Origin of the sequence: Erwinia rhapontici (assembly GCF_020683125.1) — a bacterium.
GTDB lineage: Bacteria > Pseudomonadota > Gammaproteobacteria > Enterobacterales > Enterobacteriaceae > Erwinia > Erwinia rhapontici.
This window is the reverse complement of sequence record NZ_CP085627.1, coordinates 3,690,902-3,712,701: the sequence shown is the minus strand read 5'-3', so window position 1 is coordinate 3,712,701 and position 21,800 is coordinate 3,690,902. Positions and strand designations below refer to the sequence as shown.

Here is a 21,800-nt window from a genome sequence, read left to right as displayed (position 1 = left end):
TTTACGCACAGCGGGCTACGGAGGTCAATGGGAGAAGGTGACCGCGATGACAACGTGGATACGGCGAATAGATTCATTTAGTTAACATACGGATAAATAAAGTGCTTTTGCGTGCGCATTAATTGTCATTAAATTGATTTTAATCAATTTAACATGGGCTGTTGCTCCTACAATATCGCAACATTTCATAAGGTATTTTCGTTCATCAGTATTACAATGGCTGACATTTTTGAATAAAACCGTAAAAACCCCACTAAAAAAATACCCTGACTCAATGAAAAAAGCGGCTCTTCTGAAGCGTTTTATCAACCGCTGGTGGGGATTCCCCCTGATACTGGCACTGTTACTGATGCCCTTGTCATCATCGCTATCCGTCAGGCTCTGGATTCCTGGCGGCTATGTTTATCTTATCTATCTGCCTCTGGCGATGATGATTGCCTTGTTAATGGTTTTTGACTGGGCTGCACTGCCCGGTATCTTCATCGCGTTATGTTTCCACTATTTTTTCCGTTATACCAGCATGCAGGCAGTGCTTATCATCGCTATTTTCCTTGTCACTTTGACGTTCTGCTGGTGGGGATATCGCAGTCAAGAGAAAGTGCGCTGGGGTGTCAGTTTCGGTGAACTGCATCTGGCCAGGGTGCGTCTTTTTTGGCTGGCACTTGCTATACCGACGGTGTTTATCTTGCTGAATCAGTTGATGATGCCGTTGGGTGTTTTACCGAAAAATGATTCTGTTTTTGCCCCTGAGCCTTTTTCAGTGCATACCCTGCTTAACTATCAATCGACACTGCTGGCCTCGCTTGCCCTGGTGCAGTTGTTCTATTTTTTGATTCGCATTTTGCGCACGCCCCGGTTTTTATTCATTTTTATCGATCGCTGTAAACGGCAATGTTCCCCTTCGGTAACGCGCCATGAGTGGTTGATATGGCTGGTGATGCTGATGACGTCACTCATGATGCTGACACAGCTCCGATCCAGCCCGGAAAATTTGCTGACCACCGAGTACGGGGTGCCTTTTTTATTGCCGCTGATGCTCTGGGCTGCCCTGCGTTTTGGTTATCTTTTTACCTCCCTCAGTTGGGGAATATTGCTGGTGGTGCTGTACCAGTATCACGATCGATTTATGAATACGTCAGTGAAACCCCATGACCTTGCGGTTGTTTCTGCTAATCTCCTGGTTTTCACCTTGACGATTTTACTGATGTCCGCCATCAGTACCCGGCAGCGTCGACTGCTGGCTAAAGCCCGAGAAATGGCGCTCACCGATCCGGTCATCGGTTTGCCGAACTTGCGTGCGCTCAGTAAGGATCTGGCGGTCAGCTCCAGCTCTGTGCTCTGTTTTTTGTGTATTCCCGATCTGGATCGACTGAGCCGGACCTATGGCCTGCAACTGCGTATCCAGTATAAGCGCAGCCTTGCCGTACATCTCCAGCCCTGTCTGCTTCCCGGAGAAGATGTTTATCAACTTCCCGGTTTCGATCTGGTTTTACGTCTTGAGCATGCAGGGCATCAGTCACGGATCGAAGGGATTGAAGCCCGCCTGAAGGATTACCATTTGAGCTGGGATGGCCTGCCTATTCATCCTGATGTCGGGATCAGCTATTGCTCGGTTATTCCGCCAGTACTTCATCTGTATGAGCTTTTGGGTGAGATGAGTGCCATGGCACAAATGTCATTGCGCAGCGGCCACGCAGAAAATATGCAGCAGGCACAAAATGTGCCGGTACAAAGGCACATCGCGGAAAAACTGGTGATGCTGCACACTATCCAGCAGGCGTTACAGAGCGGGGGTTTTCATCTGATGGCGCAAAGGATAAAGGGTATTCGCGGCGACGATTACTATGAAATCCTGCTGTTTATGGTAAATGCACAGGGTGAACATATTAAACCCTGGCATTTTCTGCCGGTGGTGCGTGAGTTCGGTCTGACCTGGGAAGTGGACAGTATGATGCTTGACCAGGCCCTGGCATTTATCCATCGCCATCGGGAACAATTGCCGGGGATCCGTCTTGCTGTCAATTTTTTTGCGGCAACGTTGTGTCGTCCACAGTTTGTGGAAGACATTGCATCACGTCTTAAAGTGCATGACATCGAGCCGTGGCAGTTGATTGTTGAAGTGGAAGAGTCACCGATTCTCAGCGATCACAGCTGGGGAAATCGTTCCATTGCTCAACTGCGCCAGCTTGGCTGCCGGGTGGCGATTGACGATTTTGGTAAAGGTTATTCCAGCTATTCGCGCCTGAAACTGATACAGGCCGATATACTGAAAATCGATGGCAGCTTTGTGAACAATATGCTGGATAACAGCCTGGATTATCAGATTATACAATCGATTTGCGCCGTCGCACGGCTGAAACGGATGCAGGTGGTGGCTGAGTGCGTTGATAACGATGACACTGCCGAAGCACTGCGTAAGTTGGGCGTGGATTACTTGCAGGGGGCTATCGTGGGTCCGCCGATACCATTATATGATCTGGCCTCTGCACAGACAGCGGCCAGTCTGGCTGTCAGACTTTAACCATCGACTTCTGTGCCAGCAACGTGGCAAAACGCAGGGAAATACGTTGGCCATTTTCATCGATTCGGTGCAGTTGGCCGACATCTTCATTGTATTTAACAATATGCCAGTTACGGTAATAGTGGCTCAGTTCACCTGATTTAAAGGCGAACGGAAAGCCCTGGTTGCAAGGATAGTCGGTGGTGTCCATGGCGGCGACGATCAGGTTATAACCGTCCCGCACCGTGCTGGCTTGCATATCCGCAATCAGCTGTGGGATGGTTTCGGGCTGCAGGAACATCATCACTACCGTGGACAGCACCAGGTCATAAGCCCCGTTAAAGCGCAGCTGGTTGAGGTCCTGCTCGGCGGTATGAATACCGCTCAGGTTTTCTGCGGAGATAATCTGGTCAAGCCGTGCCAGGCTGGCCGGGTTTTTGTCCCATGCCGTCACATCAAAGCCTTTGCTGTTCAGATACAGCGTATTTCGTCCACTGCCGCAGCCGACATCCAGCGCTTTACCGCCGTCAAAATAACGTGAGGCTTCCACCACTTCAGAATGGGGCGCGGTCAGCCCGTATTGCTTGCTGAAATCTCTTTCCAGGTGTTGAGTCATGATTATCAGTTCATCATTTTCCAGTGGGTCAGGCCGGTGGCTGACCAAAAATAAGGCCACTCTGCGCGATGATAAGCGCATGAGTGGCCGTTTACCGATAACGCTTAGCTTTCTTCCTGAATGGTCAGTTGCCAGCCCGTGACATCTTTCCAGTACGTCTGCTCACGTTCTAAATCCAGCTGAACCAGGTTGTTCTGGCTGAAGTAGCCGGTCGGGAACGTCAGGGTCCAGTTGCCATCATCGGTTTGCAGTTGAAGATCGCTCGGTTTAGTCGTCGCCTGGCGCTGATTATTGAGCAATGTCCCTAAACGCAACAGGAAAACCAGCGGCAGGAACTGCTTACGTTTAAACAGCGTAAGGCGCGGCATATCTTCCACTTTCACGCCTTTACGGTGGTAGCGTACCAGCGTGGCCAACAGCGTTTGTTGATCCTGATTAAACCCCGGGAGATTGGTATTTTGCAGGATATAAGCGGAATGCCGCTGCATACCGCTGTGGTTGATCGTCAGCCCAACCTCATGCAGCATCGCCGCCCACTTCAACAGAGCGGCAAGCTGCGGGTTCGCCTGCCGGGTATTCTGTGCGCGCCACTGCTCGTAGAGTAACTCTGTCGTTTCCAGAACTCTGCGCGCCTGATCGCTGTCGATAGCATAATGGTTCGCCAGGCTCTGGGCTGTGCGGCTGCGAATATCCTGATGACGGAAGCGGCCTTCCATTTCATACAACACACCTTCACGCAGTGCGCCGTCTGACAGGCGCAGTTCGCGGATCGCCAGGGCATCAAACACGCCACAGAGAATGGCAAGGCCAGGCACAAAGACGCCTTTACGCTCGTCAGAGAGGCCTGGCAGGCTGAGTGCATCAAACGACTTGTGCTTGATAACCTCGTTGTACAGCAACTCAAGGCGCTCCGGGGTGATCAGCTTTTCTTTCTCCCCCATCGCCAGCAGTACTTCGCAGGCTGCTTTAATCGTGCCAGAAGCACCCAGCGCAAACTGCCAGCCCATCAGACGATACTGCCACGCCAGGGTTTCCAGTTTTTGCACTGCTGCCAGCCGGGCGCGGTTAAAGTTCTCTTTGCTGATGACACCGCCAGGGAAGTACATATTGGCAAAGCTCACACAGCCCATGCGGCGGCTTTCGACCAGCTTGGGTTCAAAGTCTTCACCAATAACGAGCTCGGTGGATCCGCCTCCGATGTCGATCACCAGCTTGCGGCCTTTTTCCGGCTGGGTATGTTCAACACCCATAAAGATCAAACGGGCTTCTTCATGGCCAGAAATCACTTCAATCGGATAGGGGATCACATCGGCTGCACGCTGGAGGAAATCTTCCGCGTTAATCGCCTGGCGAAGGGTATGCGTCCCGACAATCGTGACGTTGGCCGGGCTGAAACCCTGTAAACGTTCGGCAAACAGCGCCAGACAGCCTAAACCACGCTGAATAGCCTCTTCGCTCAGGACGTTATTACTGTCCAGCCCGTCAGCCAGATGCACGCGCTGTTTCAGGCGTCCGAGCACCTGCATCGCCCCGTCAACTACGCGGGCAATCACCATGTGAAAACTGTTCGAACCCAGGTCAATGGCAGCAAATTCCTGCGGTTTGGGCGTACTTTTATGGGAAATTGGCATAGTGATTAATCAGGTTGCTCGAGAGATTTAATGTAATCGTAAATTGCCAGCTGGGCCCGAACCTTGCGGCGGTTACCGCGCGGAACATATCGGTTGCTTAACTCTTTATCGACGTAACGTGCTTTCAGCGTATCACTTAACAGGATGGCAATAATATCCAGCACACGCTGTTTAAGAATAGGGTCAAGTATGGAGACAGCCACTTCGATACGATAATCGATGTTGCGTGTCATCCAGTCTGCGGAGGAGAGGAAGACTTTTTTGTCGCCGCCGTTATCAAAAATATAGACCCTGTCATGCTCAAGATAACGGTCAACAATGCTGATCACACGAATATTATCGCTGATCCCTTCCAGATTGGGGATCAGGGAGCACATGCCGCGCACCAGCAGATTAACCTTAACGCCAACGCTGGAGGCGGTATACAGCCGATCGACCAGCCCCTTATCCACCAGGTTATTGATCTTCAGCGTAATACCCGCCGAAATTCCTTTTTGCGCATTGGCAATCTCGGCATCAATCAGTTGGTACAGCATTTTGCGCGAGTTCTGCGGTGACACCATCAGGTGCTCAAAGCTGACCGGGCGATACGGGTTTTCGATAAAGTTAAACACCCGGCGCACTTCGTTAGTGATACGCGCATCGGCGGTCAGCAACGAGTAGTCGGTGTAGATACGCGCGGTTTTCTCGTTAAAGTTACCGGTGCCGATGTGCGCATAGCGGGCAATCTCTCCGTTTTCACGGCGCGAAATCAGGAACAGCTTGGCGTGAATCTTCAGTCCGGGAGCGGAGAAAATTACATGCACGCCGGCTTCCGTCAGGCGTTTCGCCCAGTGAATATTGGCTTCTTCATCGAAACGCGCCTGCAGCTCGACGACCACGGTAACTTTCTTACCGTTATAGGCGGCATGGATCATCGCATCGATGATGCGTGAATTCTTCGCCACGCGGTAAATATTGATTTTTATTGCCAGTACCGCCGGGTCAAATGACGCCTGGCGCAGCAGTTCAAGCACATGCTCGAAGGTGTGATACGGATAATAGAGCAGCACGTCACGGTTGCGGATCGCATCAAAGCCGTTGCGGAAGCGATCAAACCAGATATGGCGCAGCTGCGGCAGAGGTTTGTTGACCAGATTCGCTTTGCCCACGTTCGGGAAGCTGATGAAGTCTTTGAAGTTATGGTAACGACCGCCGGGCACAATGGAGTCGTAATTGGAAATGTTCAGCTTTTTACGCAGCAGTTCAACCATGGCATCAGGCATATCGCGCTGATAAACAAACCGTACCGGCTCGGCATTCAGGCGCTGTTTCAGGCTTGAGGACATCAGCTCCAGCAGGCTCGATTCCATTTCAGTGACCAGATCGTACTCGGCGTCACGGGTCATTTTCATCGAGTAGGCATTCAGCGCATCGTAGTCGAAGAAGCCACGAAAAATGTCACCCAGGCAATAGCGCAGAATATTATCCAGCAGAATCATTGGTTTTCTGCGACGCGGGGTTTCCGGCGGCAGATTGACGAAACGCGGAACTTTATCTGACGGAATTTCCAGCAACGCGTAACGAATGTCTTCACCACGAATAATCTCTACGGCCAGGTAGGTATAATCGTCTTTCAGGAACTCGATCAGATCGGTGTCGTGATTGATCAAGATCGGCGTGATGTGCTGGCGAAGATGGTGTTTAAAATAGTGCCGCAGCCAGCTCTGCTGATTAGGAGAGAGCTGGCGTTCGTTGATCAGGAAGATCTGATTACGCGCCATTTCCAGCAACAGGTCGTTATACAGACTGTCGAACTCCTGGTCAGCTTTCAGCACCCGCGCCTGAATTTTTTTTAGTAAATGGCGTGGCGTGCTGGGGGAACCCTGCTCTTCTCCAATCAGAATGCGGCGTTTGAGATCGGCAAAACGAACTTTATAAAACTCTTCCAGATTATTGGAATAGATACCAAGAAAGCGCATACGTTCAATCAGCGGGTTGGTTTTGTCTGCCGCTTCTTGTAAAACGCGTTCATTAAAGGATAGCCAACTTAACTCTTTCTCTATATACAGCTTTTCCTGACCCATTTTTACTCCGTTCGGCTGATTCAGGATGAAGGTATCCATTGTCCTGAAACATTATGGCGAGAGTATGGCAGCATTGTCCAATGCCCGATGAATGTTGATTGTCTTATTAATCACATACGGGCAACATAGCGGCTTCTAAGCATAATGGAAAACCACCCTGATATGACTGATCGCCCAATCCCTGTTCACGACAACGCCGGGCGCCGCCGCAGGATTGATCGGCTGACGCGACGTGTGGTAACGGCGTGTGGGGTGGCGATCCTGCTGGTGATGACACTGCTGTTCTTCTGGCTGATTTGGGTGGTGGTGCCACTCTTTATCAGCCCTGGGATGCAGGCAGATAACAACATTAAGCTCTGGCAGAGCAGTCCTGCGGTTGTCATGGGAATGGACAGGCAGCAACAGTGGGGCTGGCGCATTGACCGTCAGGGCAGCGGGCGCTTTGTGCCGCTCAGTGCTCAACCTCCTTCCTCTGCAGTAACGCTGTTGCGCGGTACTATCCGGGCAGCGAGCAGTGCCGATCATAGTAGTGTGCTGTTGTTGTCAGATAGCGGCTCAATGGTGTTAGTTAAACCCGATTTTCCTCCCGGTGAGGAACCCCGCTGGACATTCCCGCTGGGCGATGTCCCACTTTCCAACGGGGAAGATCATGTGCGTCAGTTCAGTCTGGCGCAGACCGCTGAAAACCGCTGGCAGGTTGCACTGGCGACCGCCGATCATATTACGCTATGGCAACTCAATGCTCAGCAGCCAGCGCAAAACTACCGGCTGAACGTGCGTGACGTCGATCAGTTGCTGTTATCGCCCGATGGCAGCCTGTTATTTACCCTTTCTGGCGCTCAGTTGCGCGTCTGGCGACTCGGTAACGGTGAGCCCCAGCTGCGTGATTCTCTGATGCTGGCCGAGCCACCGAAAAACATCGCGTTGCTGAGTGGGGGGAATTCCTTGCTCATTTCCGATGGGCAGGGGATTTCCCAGTGGTTTGATATTGCAAGCTCCAGTGGCCCACATTTGCGTTATATCCGTCATTTTGAGGGGGCGCAGTGGCAGCCTCTGCTCTTTACCGAACCGCACCGTCGTGTTTTCGCCACCCTGAGTCCGCAGGGTGAGCTGAAGCTGTTTGCCAGTAAGCAGCAGGGCGCGATCCTCAGCCGACAGCTGGCGCCGGGTATTGAACTGGCGCAGTTCTCCCAGGAGGGCGATGGCTTATTGGTTGAACGTGCCGGGCACTGGCAGCATTATCGTCTGACTAACCCGTGGCCCGATCTCAGCTGGCGCAATCTGTGGCAGAAAGTCTGGTATGAAAACTATCCGGAGCCGGCCTGGGTCTGGCAGTCCACCTCGGCCAATGATTACTACCAGGGGAAATTTAGCCTGATCCCGATGGTGGCGGGCACGTTGAAAGCCGCAGGGCTGGCGATGCTGTTTGCGACGCCACTGGCACTGGCGGCCGCCATGTACACCGCCTGGTTTATGACGCCTCAGCTACGGCGTTGGGTGAAACCCACCATTGAAATGATGGGCGCGTTACCCAGCGTGGTGATTGGTCTGATTGCCGGGCTGTGGCTGGCCCCAAAAATTGCCGATCGGCTGCTTGGGGTACTGCTACTGCCTTTACTGCTGGCTGCGGTGCTGTTGCTGTGTGGTTGGATGGTGCAAAAACTGCCCCCTCGCTGGCGTAAACGTGCGTTTGCTGAAGGGCGTGAAGTCCTGCTATTGCTGCCGCTGTTGTTACTGACGGCGACAGGCTCCCTGTGGCTCATCCCGCTGGCGGAGCAGGCACTCTGGGGACAGGGACTGGCCGATCACATCAGCGCAGACTATCAGCAGCGCAACCTGTTGGTGGCGGGTGTGGCGATGGGCTTTGCTCTGGTCCCACTGATTTTCACGCTGGCAGAAGATGCTATTTTTAGTGTTCCGGCCTCACTGGGGCAGGGATCGCTGGCGCTGGGGGCGACACCGTGGCAAACCCTGACGCGCGTGGTACTGCCGGGTGCCTCATCCGGTATCTTCGCCGCCCTGATGATCGGGTTTGGCCGCGCTATTGGCGAAACGATGATTGTGCTGATGGCCACCGGTAATACGCCGGTGACCGACGGGGGGCTGTTTGAAGGGTTACGTTCACTGGCGGCCAATGTGGCGGTAGAAATGCCGGAAGCGGCGGCGGGCAGCACCCATTACCGTATTCTGTTCCTGTCGGCGCTGGTGCTGCTGATCTTCACGCTGGTGGTCAATACCGTTGCCGAGATGGTTCGTCAGCGACTGCGGCAGCGTTACAGCCAGCAGGAGGCGCAGGGATGAACGCGGTAAAGAATAATCACCGCTGGCGCTGGCTCACCGGCGGCGCTGTTGCCGTCAGCCTGCTGGCCTTCCTGCTGCTGATTACCCTGCTGGCCTGGCAGGGGCTGCGTTATTTCTGGCCACAACCGCTGGAACTGTTCACGCTGAACACCCCGCAAGGTCAGGTACAGGTGTTGGGCGAGGTCACCCAGCAGCAGACGGTATCGCGCCAGCAATTAGTCGCCAGCGGCCAGTATGATGCTGCGGGTCTGCCTGACAGCGTGACACGTTATCTGATTAAAACCGGTAACCGTGATTTCGATGCACCTGATTTTCGCACGGTGCTGTCCAGCGATGTGCTCACCAGGGAAACACCTCCGCAGACGATCGTGTTGCAACGCCGCGCTGGCGGCAATGCCTATGGCTGGTTTGAGGGGCTGCGTGAAGATAGCCATCTGTTAACCTCCCAGGATCCCGGCAAGACGTTACAGCAGCGTTTACTGCAGGCTCGCCAGCGGATTGACGAGGCCGAGAAACTGCGGCGCAAGAATATGGCGCGGTTGAATGCGCAGATGGAGTCGCTGGAGCAACAGCGGCAGCATCTGCGAGACGAAAAGCGCTATAACCCCGAGGCCCAGTCGGTGTATCAGGCGGATCGCGCCGAACTGCAACGTCAGTTCGCCCGTCAGGCGGCCAGACTCGCAACGCTTCAGCGTGAAAGCAACAATACGGCGGTGCTGCTGCGGGATGCCAGCGGTGTACAGCATGAGATTTCGCTGGCGCAGATTATTGCTGCCTGGCAGCCCAATGCGATGACCACCGGTATGAAGTGGCGACATTTTGGCAGCCAGCTGTGGCACTTTGTCAGTGATTCTGGCGGCGGGAGCCAGGGGGAGGGCGGTGTCTTCCCGGCGATTTTCGGTACCGTGCTGATGGTGTTGCTGATGTCGGTTGTCGTGATGCCGCTGGGGGTGATTGCCGCCATCTGGTTACATGAGTATGCCGGACGCAATCTGTTAACCCGGCTGGTGCGTATTGCCGTCGTCAACCTGGCGGGGGTGCCATCGATTGTCTATGGCGTGTTCGGCCTGGGGTTCTTCGTCTGGTTTATGGGCGGCAGCCTCGATCGTCTGTTTTTCTCCAGCGCCTTGCCGAACCCGACCTTTGGCACGCCAGGCCTGCTCTGGGCATCACTGACCCTGGCGTTGCTGACATTGCCAGTGGTGATTGTCGCCACTGAAGAGGGGCTGTCGCGCATTCCGGGTTCATTGCGCCAGGGTGCGCTGGCGCTGGGGGCGACGAAGGCAGAGATGCTGTGGCACGTGGTGTTACCGCAGGCATTACCGGCGATGCTTACCGGGCTGATCCTGGCGGTGGCACGTGCCGCTGGAGAAACCGCTCCACTGATGCTGGTGGGCGTGGTGAAGATGGTCCCGGAGCTGCCGATAGACTCGCTGTTCCCTTATTTACATCTGGATCGTAAATTTATGCACCTTGGTTTTCAGATTTACGATCTGGCGTTCCAAAGCCCCAATGCCGAAGCCGATCGCCCGCTGGTATTTGCCACGGCGCTGCTGTTGGTGTTGCTGATTCTGGGGTTAAATCTGATGGCGATGGTCCTTCGCCACCGTCTGCGCGAGCGCTACCGTGCGCTGATGCATTAACACGGAATTCCGTTATGACTGCGATGTTTGATGACAACGAAACCGCGCTTGAGATTGATAACCTCTGTTTGTGGTATGGCGATAAAGCCGCGCTGAATAACATCAGCCTGCGAGTGCCTAAAAACCGCATTACGGCGTTGATTGGTCCATCAGGCTGTGGGAAATCAACGCTGTTACGCTGTTTTAACCGTATGAACGATCTGATTGATGGTTGTCGCATTGAAGGGGATATCCGCCTGCAACAGCAGTCAATCCTCGGCCATAATCAGGATCTCTCTGCGCTGCGTCGCCGCGTGGGCATGGTGTTTCAACGGCCTAATCCCTTCCCGAAAACCATTTACGATAATGTGGTATACGGTCTGAGGTTGATGGGCGTGCGTGACAGGCGTGTACTGGATGAAGCGGTGGAGCGTGCGCTGCGTGCTGCGGCGCTGTGGCCAGAGGTGAAAGATAACCTCTGGCAAAATGCCCTCACGCTGTCGAGCGGACAGCAGCAGCGCCTGGTGATCGCCAGGGCTATCGCCATTGAGCCTGAAATCCTGCTGCTGGATGAGCCGACCTCGGCACTGGATCCGATTTCGACGCTGGTGATAGAAGAGCTGATGACATCGTTAAAACAGCACTTCACGCTGATTCTGGTCACGCACAATATGCAGCAGGCGGCACGTGTGTCGGACTATACGGCGTTTATGCACCAGGGGAGTGTGGTGGAGTTTGGTATGACCGATGATCTGTTTACGGCACCGCGTCAGCGTCGTACTGAGGATTATATTACCGGACGATATGGTTAATTTGGTGGAGGTCATTGATATGGGCGGACAGGAAAAAAGGTCCGCCCTTACGCAGGTAAGGCATTATTCGAATGCATGTCCTTCAGCGGACAACGGCTGACCGTCAAGCCATGCGGCATCGTCGCGCATAGCCAGTCGGCCATCCACAAACCAGCCGACGACCAGTGGATAAATCGCATGTTCCTGGTGCTGAACGCGCGCAGCAACATCCGCTTCGCTGTCGTTGTTGTACACCGGCACTTTTGCCTGCAGGATCACCGGACCGCCGTCCAGCTCTTCGGTGACAAAATGCACCGAGGTGCCGTGCTCGTCGTCACCGTTCTCGATGGCCTGGCGATGCGTATGCAGCCCCGGGTATTTCGGTAACAGCGAAGGATGGATATTCAGCATCCGACCGGCATAGTGCTGAACAAATGCCGGGCTGAGGATGCGCATGTAACCGGCCAGTACCACCAGATCGGGGGCGTAAGCGTCAATCTCCAGCATCAGCTGGCGATCGAACGCTTCACGGTCGGCAAACTGCGCAGCAGACAGCGCATGAGCAGCAACGTTCGCCTCACGTGCACGTTCCAGACCAAAGGCCTCAGCCTTGTTACTGAACACGGCAGCAACGCTGCCGTGAATCCGTCCCTGCTGGCAGGCGTCCAGGATTGCCTGTAAATTGCTTCCATTACCGGAAACCAGCACGACTATGCGTTTCATGCGTTAATAACCACACGTTCTTCAGAGTCAGAGGCTTTGATGACACCGATTTTCCAGGCTTTTTCGCCTGCATCAGTCATCAATTGTACCGCTTTGTCGGCGTCTGCCGGACTCAGGGCAATCACCATGCCGACACCACAGTTAAAGGTACGGTACATCTCAAAGCGGCTGACGTTACCGGCCTGCTGCATCCAGCCAAAGACGGCTGGCCATTCCCAGCTTGACTCGTCCAGAACAGCCTGAGTGTTATCCGGCAGTACGCGCGGAATATTTTCCCAGAAACCGCCGCCAGTCAGGTGGGCAATCGCATGGACATCCACCTGTTCGATCAGGCTGAGGATGTTTTTCACGTAGATGCGGGTTGGAGCCAGCAGATGGTCAGACAGCGTTTTGCCTTCAAGCTGAGTGGTTTCCGGGTCAGTTTTGCTGACTTCCAGAATTTTGCGCACCAGCGAGTAGCCGTTGGAGTGAGGGCCGCTTGAACCCAGGGCGATCAGAACGTCGCCATCGGCCACTTTGCTGCCGTCGATAATTTCGGATTTCTCAACCACGCCGACACAGAAGCCTGCCACGTCGTAATCTTCACCGTGGTACATACCTGGCATTTCAGCGGTTTCGCCGCCCACCAGCGCACAGCCAGACTGTGAACAGCCTTCAGCGATGCCGGTGATCACACTGGCTGCCGTGTCAACGTCCAGCTTGCCGGTTGCATAATAATCCAGGAAGAACAGAGGCTCTGCGCCCTGTACCACCAGATCGTTAACGCACATCGCGACCAGATCGATACCGATGGTATCGTGGCGTTTAAGGTCCATCGCCAGACGCAGCTTGGTGCCGACGCCGTCAGTGCCGGAAACCAGGATAGGTTCACGGTATTTTTGCGGCAGTGCACAAAGGGCACCGAAACCGCCCAGTCCACCCATCACTTCCGGGCGACGAGTCTTTTTCACTACGCCTTTGATACGGTCGACTAAAGCATTGCCAGCATCGATATCTACGCCGGCGTCTTTATAGCTGAGAGAGGTTTTGTCGGTCACTGCGAAATCCCCACGCGGTTTGCGGTTGGTGTGGTGGTAAGTTTAAGCGCGGCAATTCTAGCAGCGCAGGCAAACGTTTGCGAGTGCCATCTTATTGCGCATTGCGGATAGCTGGATTTTAGCTAATTCTTAGAGGGGTTGCAGGAGATGTGCAAAGTATTGCACTAAGTCATATGGCGCCGGGGATAAATGGCGCTATAATCTCGCGATTTTTTTTGCAGCTTAACACTCCGGGAGTACAACAATGAAGATCGTGGAAGTCAAACACCCGCTGGTCAAACATAAACTGGGTCTGATGCGGGAACATGATGTAAGCACCAAACGTTTCCGTGAACTCGCATCAGAAGTGGGAAGTCTGCTGACTTATGAAGCCACTGCCGATTTGGAAACCGAAACCGTGACCATTGAAGGCTGGAACGGTCCGGTTGAAATCGAACAGATCAAAGGTAAAAAAATTACCGTTGTTCCTATTCTGCGTGCTGGTCTCGGCATGATGGAAGGTGTGCTGGAACATGTGCCAAGCGCCCGCATCAGTGTCGTTGGCGTGTACCGCGATGAAGAAACACTGGAGCCAGTACCCTATTTCCAGAAGTTGGTGTCCAACATCGAAGAGCGCCTGGCACTGGTGGTTGACCCGATGCTGGCAACCGGTGGTTCGATGATTGCTACTATCGACCTGCTGAAAAAAGCGGGCTGTAACAGCATTAAGGTGCTGGTACTGGTCGCGGCACCGGAAGGTATTGCTGCGCTGGAAAAAGCGCACCCGGATGTTGAGCTGTACACTGCCTCAGTCGATCAGGGGCTGAACGAGAAGGGGTATATTATCCCAGGCCTCGGCGATGCAGGCGATAAGATCTTCGGTACTAAATAAGCCGGCTGCGGGCGAGGCGTGCCTCGCCCCTACGAACCCCGTAGGGGCCGGGCATGCCCGGCCCGGCAAGCGCCGAATCCGCGAGTAATTCGTAGGGGTGGGGCATGCCCGGCACGATAAGCGCCGAATCCGCGAGTAATTCGTAGGGGTGGAGCATGCCCGGCCCGGCAAGCGTCGAATCCGCGAGTAATTCGTAGGGGTGGGGCATGCCCGGCCCGGCAAGCGCCGAATCCGCGAGTAATTCGTAGGGGGGGAGCATGCCCGGCCCGGCAAGCGCCGAATCCGCGAGTAATTCGTAGGGGTGGGGCATGCCCGGCCCGGCAAGCGCCGAATCCGCGAATAATCCGTAGGGGGCGGGCATGCCCGCCCCGATAAGCATCAAACCGACCAGAGAGTCGGTTTTTTTATAGCAAAGGCAAACTCAAGGGGTAATAACATCATGACGCGTCGTGCAATTGGCGTACACGAGCGGCCACCGCTGCTGCAAACCATTCCACTCAGCTTCCAGCATCTGTTCGCCATGTTTGGCGCGACGGTCCTGGTACCCATCCTGTTCCATATCAACCCGGCCACGGTGCTGCTGTTCAACGGCATCGGCACGCTGCTGTACCTGTTTATCTGTAAAGGTAAAATCCCGGCTTATCTGGGCTCCAGCTTTGCCTTTATCTCCCCGGTACTGCTGCTGTTACCGCTGGGTTATGAAGTGGCGCTGGGCGGTTTCATTATGTGTGGTGTGCTGTTCTGCCTGGTGGCGCTGATCGTCAAAAAAGCCGGTACAGGCTGGCTGGACGTGATGTTCCCGCCAGCGGCGATGGGCGCGATTGTGGCGGTGATTGGTCTGGAACTGGCGGGCGTGGCGGCGAATATGTCCGGTTTGTTACCAGCCGATGGCAGCATGGCTGACAGCAAAACCATTATTATCTCGATGGTCACGCTGGGCGTAACGGTCTTTGGCTCCGTGCTGTTCCGTGGTTTTCTGGCAATTATCCCGATTCTGATCGGTGTTCTGGTGGGCTACGCACTGTCCTATGGCATGGGCATTGTCGACTGGACGCCGGTGGCGAAAGCCCACTGGTTTGCCCTGCCAACCTTCTACACCCCGCGTTTTGAGTGGTATGCCATTTTCACCATTCTGCCTGCGGCACTGGTGGTGATTGCCGAACATATCGGCCACCTGGTGGTAACGGCGAATATTGTGAAGAAAGACCTGCTGAAAGACCCGGGTCTGCATCGTTCAATGTTTGCCAATGGCATCTCGACCATTTTCTCCGGCTTCTTTGGCTCAACGCCCAATACCACTTATGGCGAAAACATCGGCGTGATGGCGATTACCCGCGTGTACAGCACCTGGGTAATTGGCGGTGCAGCGATTCTGGCCATCATGCTCTCCTGCGTGGGTAAGCTGGCTGCGGCAATTCAGGCCGTGCCAGTCCCGGTGATGGGCGGCGTATCGCTGTTGCTGTACGGTGTGATTGCGGCATCGGGTATTCGCGTACTGATTGAATCGAAAGTGGATTACAACAAAGCGCAGAATCTGATCCTGACCTCCGTGATCCTGATCATCGGCGTCAGTGGAGCGAAAGTACACATTGGTGCCGCTGAGCTGAAAGGCATGGCACTTGCCACCGTGGTGGGTGTGACGCTCAGCCTGATTTTCAAAGCGATCAGTCTGTTGAGTAAGGAAGAAGAGGTGATTGAGGTGCAGGACGAACGTCGCGACGCACAGTAAATCTAAGGGGCAGCTCTGGCTGCCCCTGCCTCATTGCATCTCCCGACCTTAGCGTTTCATGATCCTGAACGACTTGTGGTAGAATTTTCCCGTTTTCTGCCTGCTCAAACCCTGAGGTGAATCTGAACACGCCGGCACAGCTCTCACTGCCACTTTACCTGCCCGACGATGAAACCTTTGCCAGCTTCTGGCCGGGGGAAAATCCGTCGCTGCTGGCTGCGCTTCAGGGCGCACTGCATCAGCAACACGGGAGTTACTTCTACTTCTGGTCCCGCGAGGGCGGAGGACGCAGCCACCTGTTGCATGCCGCCTGTGCCGAACTGTCGGCCAAAGGTGAGGCGGTGGGCTATGTTCCTCTCGATAAACGCACCTGGTTTGTGCCTGAAGTGCTCGATGGCATGGAGCAGCTCGCGCTGATCTGCATCGACAATATCGAGTGCATTGCCGGGGATGAACCCTGGGAAATGGCGATCTTCGATCTGTATAATCGCATTCTGGAAACCGGTAAAACACGACTGCTGATCACGGGTGATCGTCCACCGCGTCAGCTCAACCTGAAGCTGGCGGATCTGGCCTCGCGTCTCGACTGGGGGCAGATCTATAAGCTGCAACCGCTTTCCGATGAAGATAAATTGCAGGCCTTACAGCTACGTGCAAAATTACGCGGTTTTGAACTACCGGAAGATGTGGGCCGCTTCCTGCTGAAACGGCTCGATCGTGAAATGCGTACGCTTTTTGTGACGCTGGATCAGCTCGATCAGGCCTCTATCAGCGCCCAGCGTAAACTGACCATTCCCTTCGTTAAAGAGACACTGGCGCTGTAGTTGCTCTGCGCCAGGCTTTCTTCCTTAAAGAATCTCCAGCACCTGCTCCGGCGGTCTGCCGATGCGCGCTTTGCCTCCATTGGTAACAATCGGGCGTTCAATCAGCTTCGGCTCAGCGACCAGCGCGGCCAGTAACTGCGCTTCCGTTAACGTTAAATCGTCCAGACCCGCCGCTTTATACTGCGCTTCTTTAGTCCGCATCAACTGACGCGCGCTGGTGAATCCCAGCTGCTGCAACAGCGTTTTCAGCGTGGCGACATCGGGTGGGGTCTCCAGATAAAGGATGACCTCAGGCGTTATTCCCTGGCGGGTCAGCAGCGCGAGCGTTTCGCGGCTCTTGGAGCAGCGCGGGTTATGGTAAATCTGTACCTCTGACATGGCTATCCTCAGGATTCGTTATGATTTCTGGTACTGACGGAAACGCTCCTGCAAATGGCGCAGCTGGTCGATGCGTGCGTCATAACGTGCCTGCTTCAGGCTGCCCAGTTTTACGGCTGCACTGGCGCTGCTCAGGCTGCGGATGGCCTGATCGAGCTGGCCGCTTAACGCCAGACCTTCAGCTCGCGCCGCCTGTTCTTCATCTGTCAGCCTCTGATCCGCCGAGGCCTGAGCCAGCAAGTCCCAGCCGTTGGGGTCATCTTTGTTCGCCCATGTGTAGCGGTAGAGCACTTTGCTGGCATTGGCCGGTTGTTTGGCCTCCACATAGGCGTTGGCGAGGTTAATCTGCAATACCGGATTGTTGTTTACCCCTTTAACGGCCAGCAGACGGTTTATCGCCTGTTGAGGCTGCTTCAGCCCGATATCGATGTCGGTCATGATATCGAGATACCACAGATTATCCGGTTGCTTTGCCAGCAGTGGCGCAATAATAGTACGCGCCTCCGTAAACTTACTTTCCCCCAGCAGCAACACTGCTTTCCCGTATAGCGCGGCGGACTGTTCACGGCTGTTACCGTGCGCCAGGGTCGTCAGCAGATCGGTGCCCAACTGGTTCTGTCCGGTTGAGAACATCCCCAGCGCCCTGACTTTGGCCATGTAGTAATCCTGCGAGGACTGCACCACCACTGGCTTCATCTGATTGGCGCGGTTCCGCGCATCGGCCAGACGACTGTCAGGCAGTGGGTGCGTCAGCAGCATTTCCGGTGGTTTTGACGCAAAACGGGAGGCGTCCGCCAGCTTCTGCAAGAAGTTGGGCATCGCTTCCGGGTCAAAACCGGCGCGCTGCAGCACCTGAATGCCGATGCGGTCCGCTTCCTGTTCATTTTGCTGGGTAAAACTGATGATGCCCTGTTGAGCCCCTGCCAGCGTGCCGCTCAATGCCGCCATCCCCGCCTGCGGGCTGGCCATTGCAAGAAGAATGGATCCCAGCGCGCCGACCCAGGTCAGTGGCGCATTACGTTGCTGCTCTTCCATCGCGCGCGCCAGGTGACGCTGGGTCACGTGGGAGATTTCATGCGCCATAACGGAGGCCAGCTGGCTTTCATTATCGCTGTAGCGGAACAGGGCGGAATGCAGGACAACGTTGCCGCCAAAGAAAGCAAAGGCGTTAATTTCATCGTTACGGATCAGGTAAAAATGGAACGGGGTTTTTACCGACCAGGCGTGGGTCACCAGGCGCTGCCCTAACTGATTGATATATTGATTCAGCAGCGGGTCGTTGATGATAGGGGCACTGGCACGCAACTGGCGCACATAAAAATCGCCCATCGCCAGTTCCTGATTAATCGACAGTGTGCCGCCTGCGGTGGTACCGATATCCGGCAGATTATCGCTGATATCGGCATGTGCCGGAAGCAAGCTACCCGTCAGCAGTGTCACCACCAGCGAAGCCAGCAGGCTTTTCTTTAATCGGATGAACATACGTAAACCCTAACAAGGAAGTCCAGTTTTTTGACCGGCAACGTGCCGAAATGTTCTGCATGTACGTAGAAAAAGACGCACTAATTCCACATCTTAAACCACAGCCCGGGGCGAATGAAATGGCTAAAATAGTGACGTCTGCCGGTACTCGTCAATTACGCACACGATGTTGCGGTAAAAAACTGAACAGGGCGGTGTGGGGGCGCTCCCCGACAGAGCAGGTGAATGTCGCTCTCATCGGCGCAATGGTTCGGCTTAAATTTAAAAGTTAGGTAAATTTAATCAGTTTTATTGATAGTGGCATGCTAATTGACCAGGTTTTTTCTTAAAAACGTCCCTGTCGTAGGAGAGGGCAGTGTAAGACGACATAAGCAAAATTATCATTGGCTGGGCGGCGGGTGAACAATGGCGAACCATTAAAAAGTATAAAGATATCCAGTCAGTTACGGTAATAACAATGATCTGACGGCGAGAGGGACCCGCGACTGTAGTTTGGTATGGACCTGCCTGATGACGGCTGTCTACGGGCATTGTTAGCTGATGCTACACAGTGACGTTCCGGCACTGTTTTAGAGGGGGACTATCCAGTCTCTGTGATGGAAAACGGCGGTAAGCGTTTGTGATGAGGCTGTGTAATATCGCAGTCACAACGGTGTTTTGCGGAGAGTTCTTTATGCGTTCTGTGGTGTCTTATGTTCTGATTGCGGCTGTCGCGGGTTTTGTCGGGGCCAGTTTTACCAAAGCGCCTGAGCTTATCGACAAGATCAGCAATCGTGTTGCACCGGTCAGCGATCCTGAAGGGTTTTGGTCAACGCCCGCCATTGAAGGTTATGGGAAAATGCACTATGAGTCAGATGTTGCTTACAAACCCAACATCAATGACAGCAATAAAATTGTTTTCCAGATTACCCGCGCCGAAAACGCACCCCAGGACCCGAACCTGGGGCTGGAACGTGTGGCGCGTGTGGTGAATCTGTATGTGGCGTCCGGTGTTCCGACAGAAAAACTGAAGTTTGTGGTGTCAGTAACGGGGGAGGGTACGCCCGCCATGCTGAACAATGAGCAGTATCACCGGATTTATGGCATCGATAATCCTAACCTGAAACTGATTGGCGCCCTGCGTGCCAAAGGGGTAGATGTGTCCGTGTGCGATCAGTCTGTGGCCTTCCATCATTTCCAAAGCAACTGGATTGATCGGTCGGTTACCCATGCACTCTCTAGCCCAACAACCGTATCGACCCTTGAAAATCAAGGATATGCTTTCCTGTCGATGTAGACGGCTGTTCCGTGCGGGCCCTCGGCCCGCCTGGCCTCGATTTTCCTCTCCTTCGCTGCATTGCTGCGCCGCATGATTATCTCGCTTTAACCAAAATATTTATTGGCCCTGCGCGATTCAGAATATTCCCAAATCGGCTGAGAGGTGTACAATTGGCACGTGCTTTACCAGGGCATAACTCGCACTCAAAGACATACTCCGCATTTTTCACACCTGCCGTGTGAAGCCGATGGGGTATTAACGCGCATAATAAAATATAAGGCGCAGATGATGATGTTTCTCACGAAGGTGAGTCCATGTTGAGGCTATCGCGGCCAAAAACGGACTTGCGCACCCTTATTACGCTGCTGGCTGTCGCCAGTATCGTGATCACACTCGCTAATTCTCTGTACGCCAGCTGGCGTGTGCAGCGCGATGTGCTGATCGGTAACACACTGGAATCAAACCGGGTTTATGCCACCAAGCTGGCCTCCACTACCGAAGTGTTTTTCCAGTTGGCTGAGTCACAGCTCTCTTACAGCGCTAAAGTGCTGGGTAATGGCCTGGGTAACGATGCCACTCTGCAGGATGAAGTCGATCGCCTGCGCGAACAAACCAACAGTTTTAACTCCGTGGTGATTGTTGATGCCAACGGCTGGGTGCGCGCGATCTCGCCGGAGTCGTTGATGCTGAAAGGCATGCATCTCAGCTCCAGCGCGGCAAAACAGGCGCTCACAGAACGCAAGCCACTGGTCAGCCCGCCAACGATGTCTGCTGCCAATAATCTGCTGGTGTTTATCTCCTGGCCGATCTGGTCGAAAACCGGCAGCTACCTCGGCTATGTCGGCGGCTCTATTTACCTGAAGAAAAAAAGCATCCTTAACATTCTGCTGGGCGAGCAGTTCTATCGCGACGGTTCGTCATTGTATGTGATCGATGAAAAGAACCAGGTGTTATATCACCAGGATCGTCAGCTGATCGGGAAAACCATCGATCCGTTAATCGGTAACGAACAGCGTAAAAAATCCAGTAATGGCCATCAGCAGGTGACCGCCGAAAACGGTGATGCGATGCTGGCGGGCTATGCCAATGTACCGACGGCAGGCTGGACCATCGTGGCGCTTAAACCCACGGAGGCCACGCTGGCGCCGCTGAACAGCCTGTTGCTGAAAGTGCTGAAGCATTCGGTGCCGTTTGCTCTGCTGACGCTGATTATTGCGCTGATCCTTGCACAACGCATTGCACTGCCGCTATGGCAGCTGGCGCGCAAGGCCAGCCAGATGGATACGCAAAATGTCTCGAAAGAGATCAACAGCATCCGCTCCTGGTATTATGAGGCGTCACAGATCAAACGTGCGTTGCTGGTCGGGATTTCACTGATGCAGGATAAAATTGGCCGCCTGAAAAGTGAAGTACAGACTGACCCGATGACCAGCCTGCTCAACCGCCGTGGCCTGAATGCGGTACTGGACTATTTTCTGGCCACCACCCAGCCTTTTGCCGTGCTGGCACTGGATATCGACTACTTTAAACGGGTGAATGATACGTTCGGCCATGATGCAGGTGACACGGTGATCAAAACCGTGGCGCGTCAGCTGGAGCAAAGTGCCAGGCAGACCGATGTGATCTGCCGTAATGGCGGTGAAGAATTCCTGATGATCCTGCCGGGCGCCGATCGCGATGTGGCCATGATGATTGCTGAACGTGTGCGTAAGCGCATTGAAGCGCTGTCGCTGGATCCTGTCGGCCATATTACCATTTCAGTGGGTGTGGCTTTCTGGTCACCGGAAAGTGGCAATACGATGGATCAGACCTTCAAGCTGGCGGATGATGCGTTATATCAGGCAAAAAATGCCGGACGTAACCGGGTGATTTTCGCGAAAAATATCACTGAACCGCCTGCCGTTGTGCAGGTGCTGCCGCAGTAGTTTTTACGCCCGCTCTTGTTTTCACAAGGGCGGGCCGTATCAGGTA

General features: G+C 54.2%; 16 protein-coding genes. 9 read left to right on the top strand and 7 right to left on the bottom strand.

What is annotated here, in order from left to right; translation table 11 throughout:
* The first annotated feature begins 229 nt into the window (after positions 1-229).
* Positions 230-2,521 carry an EAL domain-containing protein gene (locus LJN55_RS17190; RefSeq protein WP_227534927.1) on the top strand — a complete coding sequence of 764 codons (2,292 nt, stop codon included), beginning with the start codon at positions 230-232 and terminating at the stop codon, positions 2,519-2,521.
* Here the strand turns inward: LJN55_RS17190 and tehB are convergent.
* From tehB to ppk1, 3 genes are all read right to left on the bottom strand, one after another.
* Positions 2,511-3,116 (bottom strand): tellurite resistance methyltransferase TehB, encoded by a 606-nt coding sequence (tehB, locus tag LJN55_RS17185; RefSeq protein ID WP_238337100.1) that lies wholly within the window; start codon positions 3,114-3,116, stop codon positions 2,511-2,513. The two genes, LJN55_RS17190 and tehB, sit on opposite strands and share 11 nt — an antisense overlap.
* Positions 3,117-3,220: 104 nt before the next feature.
* Positions 3,221-4,747 carry an exopolyphosphatase gene (gene ppx / locus LJN55_RS17180; RefSeq protein WP_227534925.1) on the bottom strand — a complete coding sequence of 509 codons (1,527 nt, stop codon included), beginning with the start codon at positions 4,745-4,747 and terminating at the stop codon, positions 3,221-3,223.
* A 5-nt stretch (positions 4,748-4,752) separates the two neighbouring features.
* On the bottom strand, positions 4,753-6,813 hold the full coding sequence (gene ppk1 / locus LJN55_RS17175; RefSeq protein ID WP_133845893.1) for a polyphosphate kinase 1: 2,061 nt from the start codon (positions 6,811-6,813) through the stop codon (positions 4,753-4,755).
* Positions 6,814-6,957: 144 nt separating this feature from the next.
* Between ppk1 and LJN55_RS17170 the strand changes: the two genes are divergently transcribed.
* Genes LJN55_RS17170 through pstB form a run of 3 tightly spaced genes read left to right on the top strand, consistent with a single transcriptional unit; the run spans position 6,958 to position 11,548 of the window.
* Positions 6,958-9,114: an ABC transporter permease subunit gene (locus LJN55_RS17170; protein WP_227534924.1), complete on the top strand. Its 2,157-nt coding sequence runs from the start codon at positions 6,958-6,960 to the stop codon at positions 9,112-9,114.
* Positions 9,111-10,757: a phosphate ABC transporter permease PstA gene (gene pstA / locus LJN55_RS17165; RefSeq protein WP_212813177.1), complete on the top strand. Its 1,647-nt coding sequence runs from the start codon at positions 9,111-9,113 to the stop codon at positions 10,755-10,757. Before LJN55_RS17170 ends, pstA begins: the two co-directional genes overlap by 4 nt.
* A 23-nt stretch (positions 10,758-10,780) precedes the next feature.
* Complete coding sequence (pstB, locus tag LJN55_RS17160; protein ID WP_374760152.1) at positions 10,781-11,548, top strand: phosphate ABC transporter ATP-binding protein PstB; 768 nt, start codon at positions 10,781-10,783, stop codon at positions 11,546-11,548.
* A 63-nt stretch (positions 11,549-11,611) separates the two neighbouring features.
* Here pstB and purN read toward each other — a convergent pair whose 3' ends face one another.
* Positions 11,612-12,250, bottom strand: coding sequence for a phosphoribosylglycinamide formyltransferase (gene purN, locus LJN55_RS17155; protein WP_227534922.1), 639 nt, complete (start codon positions 12,248-12,250; stop codon positions 11,612-11,614).
* On the bottom strand, positions 12,247-13,287 hold the full coding sequence (gene purM, locus LJN55_RS17150) for a phosphoribosylformylglycinamidine cyclo-ligase (RefSeq protein ID WP_133845898.1): 1,041 nt from the start codon (positions 13,285-13,287) through the stop codon (positions 12,247-12,249). Before purM ends, purN begins: the two co-directional genes overlap by 4 nt.
* Positions 13,288-13,531: 244 nt before the next feature.
* Between purM and upp the strand changes: the two genes are divergently transcribed.
* From upp to hda, 3 genes are all read left to right on the top strand, one after another.
* Positions 13,532-14,158, top strand: a complete 627-nt coding sequence (gene upp / locus LJN55_RS17145; RefSeq protein WP_133845899.1) for a uracil phosphoribosyltransferase — start codon at positions 13,532-13,534, stop codon at positions 14,156-14,158.
* Between the two features lie 439 nt (positions 14,159-14,597).
* On the top strand, positions 14,598-15,887 hold the full coding sequence (uraA, locus tag LJN55_RS17140) for a uracil permease (protein ID WP_133845901.1): 1,290 nt from the start codon (positions 14,598-14,600) through the stop codon (positions 15,885-15,887).
* A 116-nt stretch (positions 15,888-16,003) separates the two neighbouring features.
* Positions 16,004-16,711, top strand: a complete 708-nt coding sequence (gene hda, locus LJN55_RS17135; protein WP_133845903.1) for a DnaA inactivator Hda — start codon at positions 16,004-16,006, stop codon at positions 16,709-16,711.
* A 24-nt stretch (positions 16,712-16,735) separates the two neighbouring features.
* On the opposite strand, the gene arsC is transcribed toward hda, so the two are convergent.
* A complete protein-coding gene (gene arsC, locus LJN55_RS17130) occupies positions 16,736-17,089 on the bottom strand; it encodes an arsenate reductase (glutaredoxin) (RefSeq protein ID WP_133845904.1) in 354 nt (117 codons plus the stop codon).
* Between the two features lie 18 nt (positions 17,090-17,107).
* A complete protein-coding gene (gene bepA / locus LJN55_RS17125) occupies positions 17,108-18,571 on the bottom strand; it encodes a beta-barrel assembly-enhancing protease (RefSeq protein ID WP_133845905.1) in 1,464 nt (487 codons plus the stop codon).
* 673 nt (positions 18,572-19,244) lie between these two features.
* Between bepA and LJN55_RS17120 the strand changes: the two genes are divergently transcribed.
* Both LJN55_RS17120 and LJN55_RS17115 read left to right on the top strand, forming a co-directional pair.
* Complete coding sequence (locus LJN55_RS17120; protein ID WP_133845906.1) at positions 19,245-19,847, top strand: DsrE family protein; 603 nt, start codon at positions 19,245-19,247, stop codon at positions 19,845-19,847.
* A 296-nt stretch (positions 19,848-20,143) separates the two neighbouring features.
* A complete protein-coding gene (locus tag LJN55_RS17115; RefSeq protein WP_227534921.1) occupies positions 20,144-21,754 on the top strand; it encodes a sensor domain-containing diguanylate cyclase in 1,611 nt (536 codons plus the stop codon).
* The last annotated feature ends 46 nt before the right edge of the window (positions 21,755-21,800 follow it).

Excerpts from the sequence above, each read along its gene's own strand:
- uraA (WP_133845901.1), top strand. The coding sequence starts at position 14,598 with ATGACGCGTCGTGCAATTGGCGTACACGAGCGGCCACCGCTGCTGCAA.
- LJN55_RS17115 (WP_227534921.1), top strand. The coding sequence starts at position 20,144 with ATGTTGAGGCTATCGCGGCCAAAAACGGACTTGCGCACCCTTATTACG.
- LJN55_RS17170 (WP_227534924.1), top strand. The coding sequence starts at position 6,958 with ATGGAAAACCACCCTGATATGACTGATCGCCCAATCCCTGTTCACGAC.
- pstA (WP_212813177.1), top strand. The coding sequence starts at position 9,111 with ATGAACGCGGTAAAGAATAATCACCGCTGGCGCTGGCTCACCGGCGGC.
- arsC (WP_133845904.1), bottom strand. The coding sequence starts at position 17,089 with ATGTCAGAGGTACAGATTTACCATAACCCGCGCTGCTCCAAGAGCCGC.
- upp (WP_133845899.1), top strand. The coding sequence starts at position 13,532 with ATGAAGATCGTGGAAGTCAAACACCCGCTGGTCAAACATAAACTGGGT.
- LJN55_RS17120 (WP_133845906.1), top strand. The coding sequence starts at position 19,245 with ATGCGTTCTGTGGTGTCTTATGTTCTGATTGCGGCTGTCGCGGGTTTT.
- purN (WP_227534922.1), bottom strand. The coding sequence starts at position 12,250 with ATGAAACGCATAGTCGTGCTGGTTTCCGGTAATGGAAGCAATTTACAG.
- bepA (WP_133845905.1), bottom strand. The coding sequence starts at position 18,571 with ATGTTCATCCGATTAAAGAAAAGCCTGCTGGCTTCGCTGGTGGTGACA.
- pstB (WP_374760152.1), top strand. The coding sequence starts at position 10,781 with ATGTTTGATGACAACGAAACCGCGCTTGAGATTGATAACCTCTGTTTG.
- tehB (WP_238337100.1), bottom strand. The coding sequence starts at position 3,116 with ATGACTCAACACCTGGAAAGAGATTTCAGCAAGCAATACGGGCTGACC.
- ppx (WP_227534925.1), bottom strand. The coding sequence starts at position 4,747 with ATGCCAATTTCCCATAAAAGTACGCCCAAACCGCAGGAATTTGCTGCC.
- ppk1 (WP_133845893.1), bottom strand. The coding sequence starts at position 6,813 with ATGGGTCAGGAAAAGCTGTATATAGAGAAAGAGTTAAGTTGGCTATCC.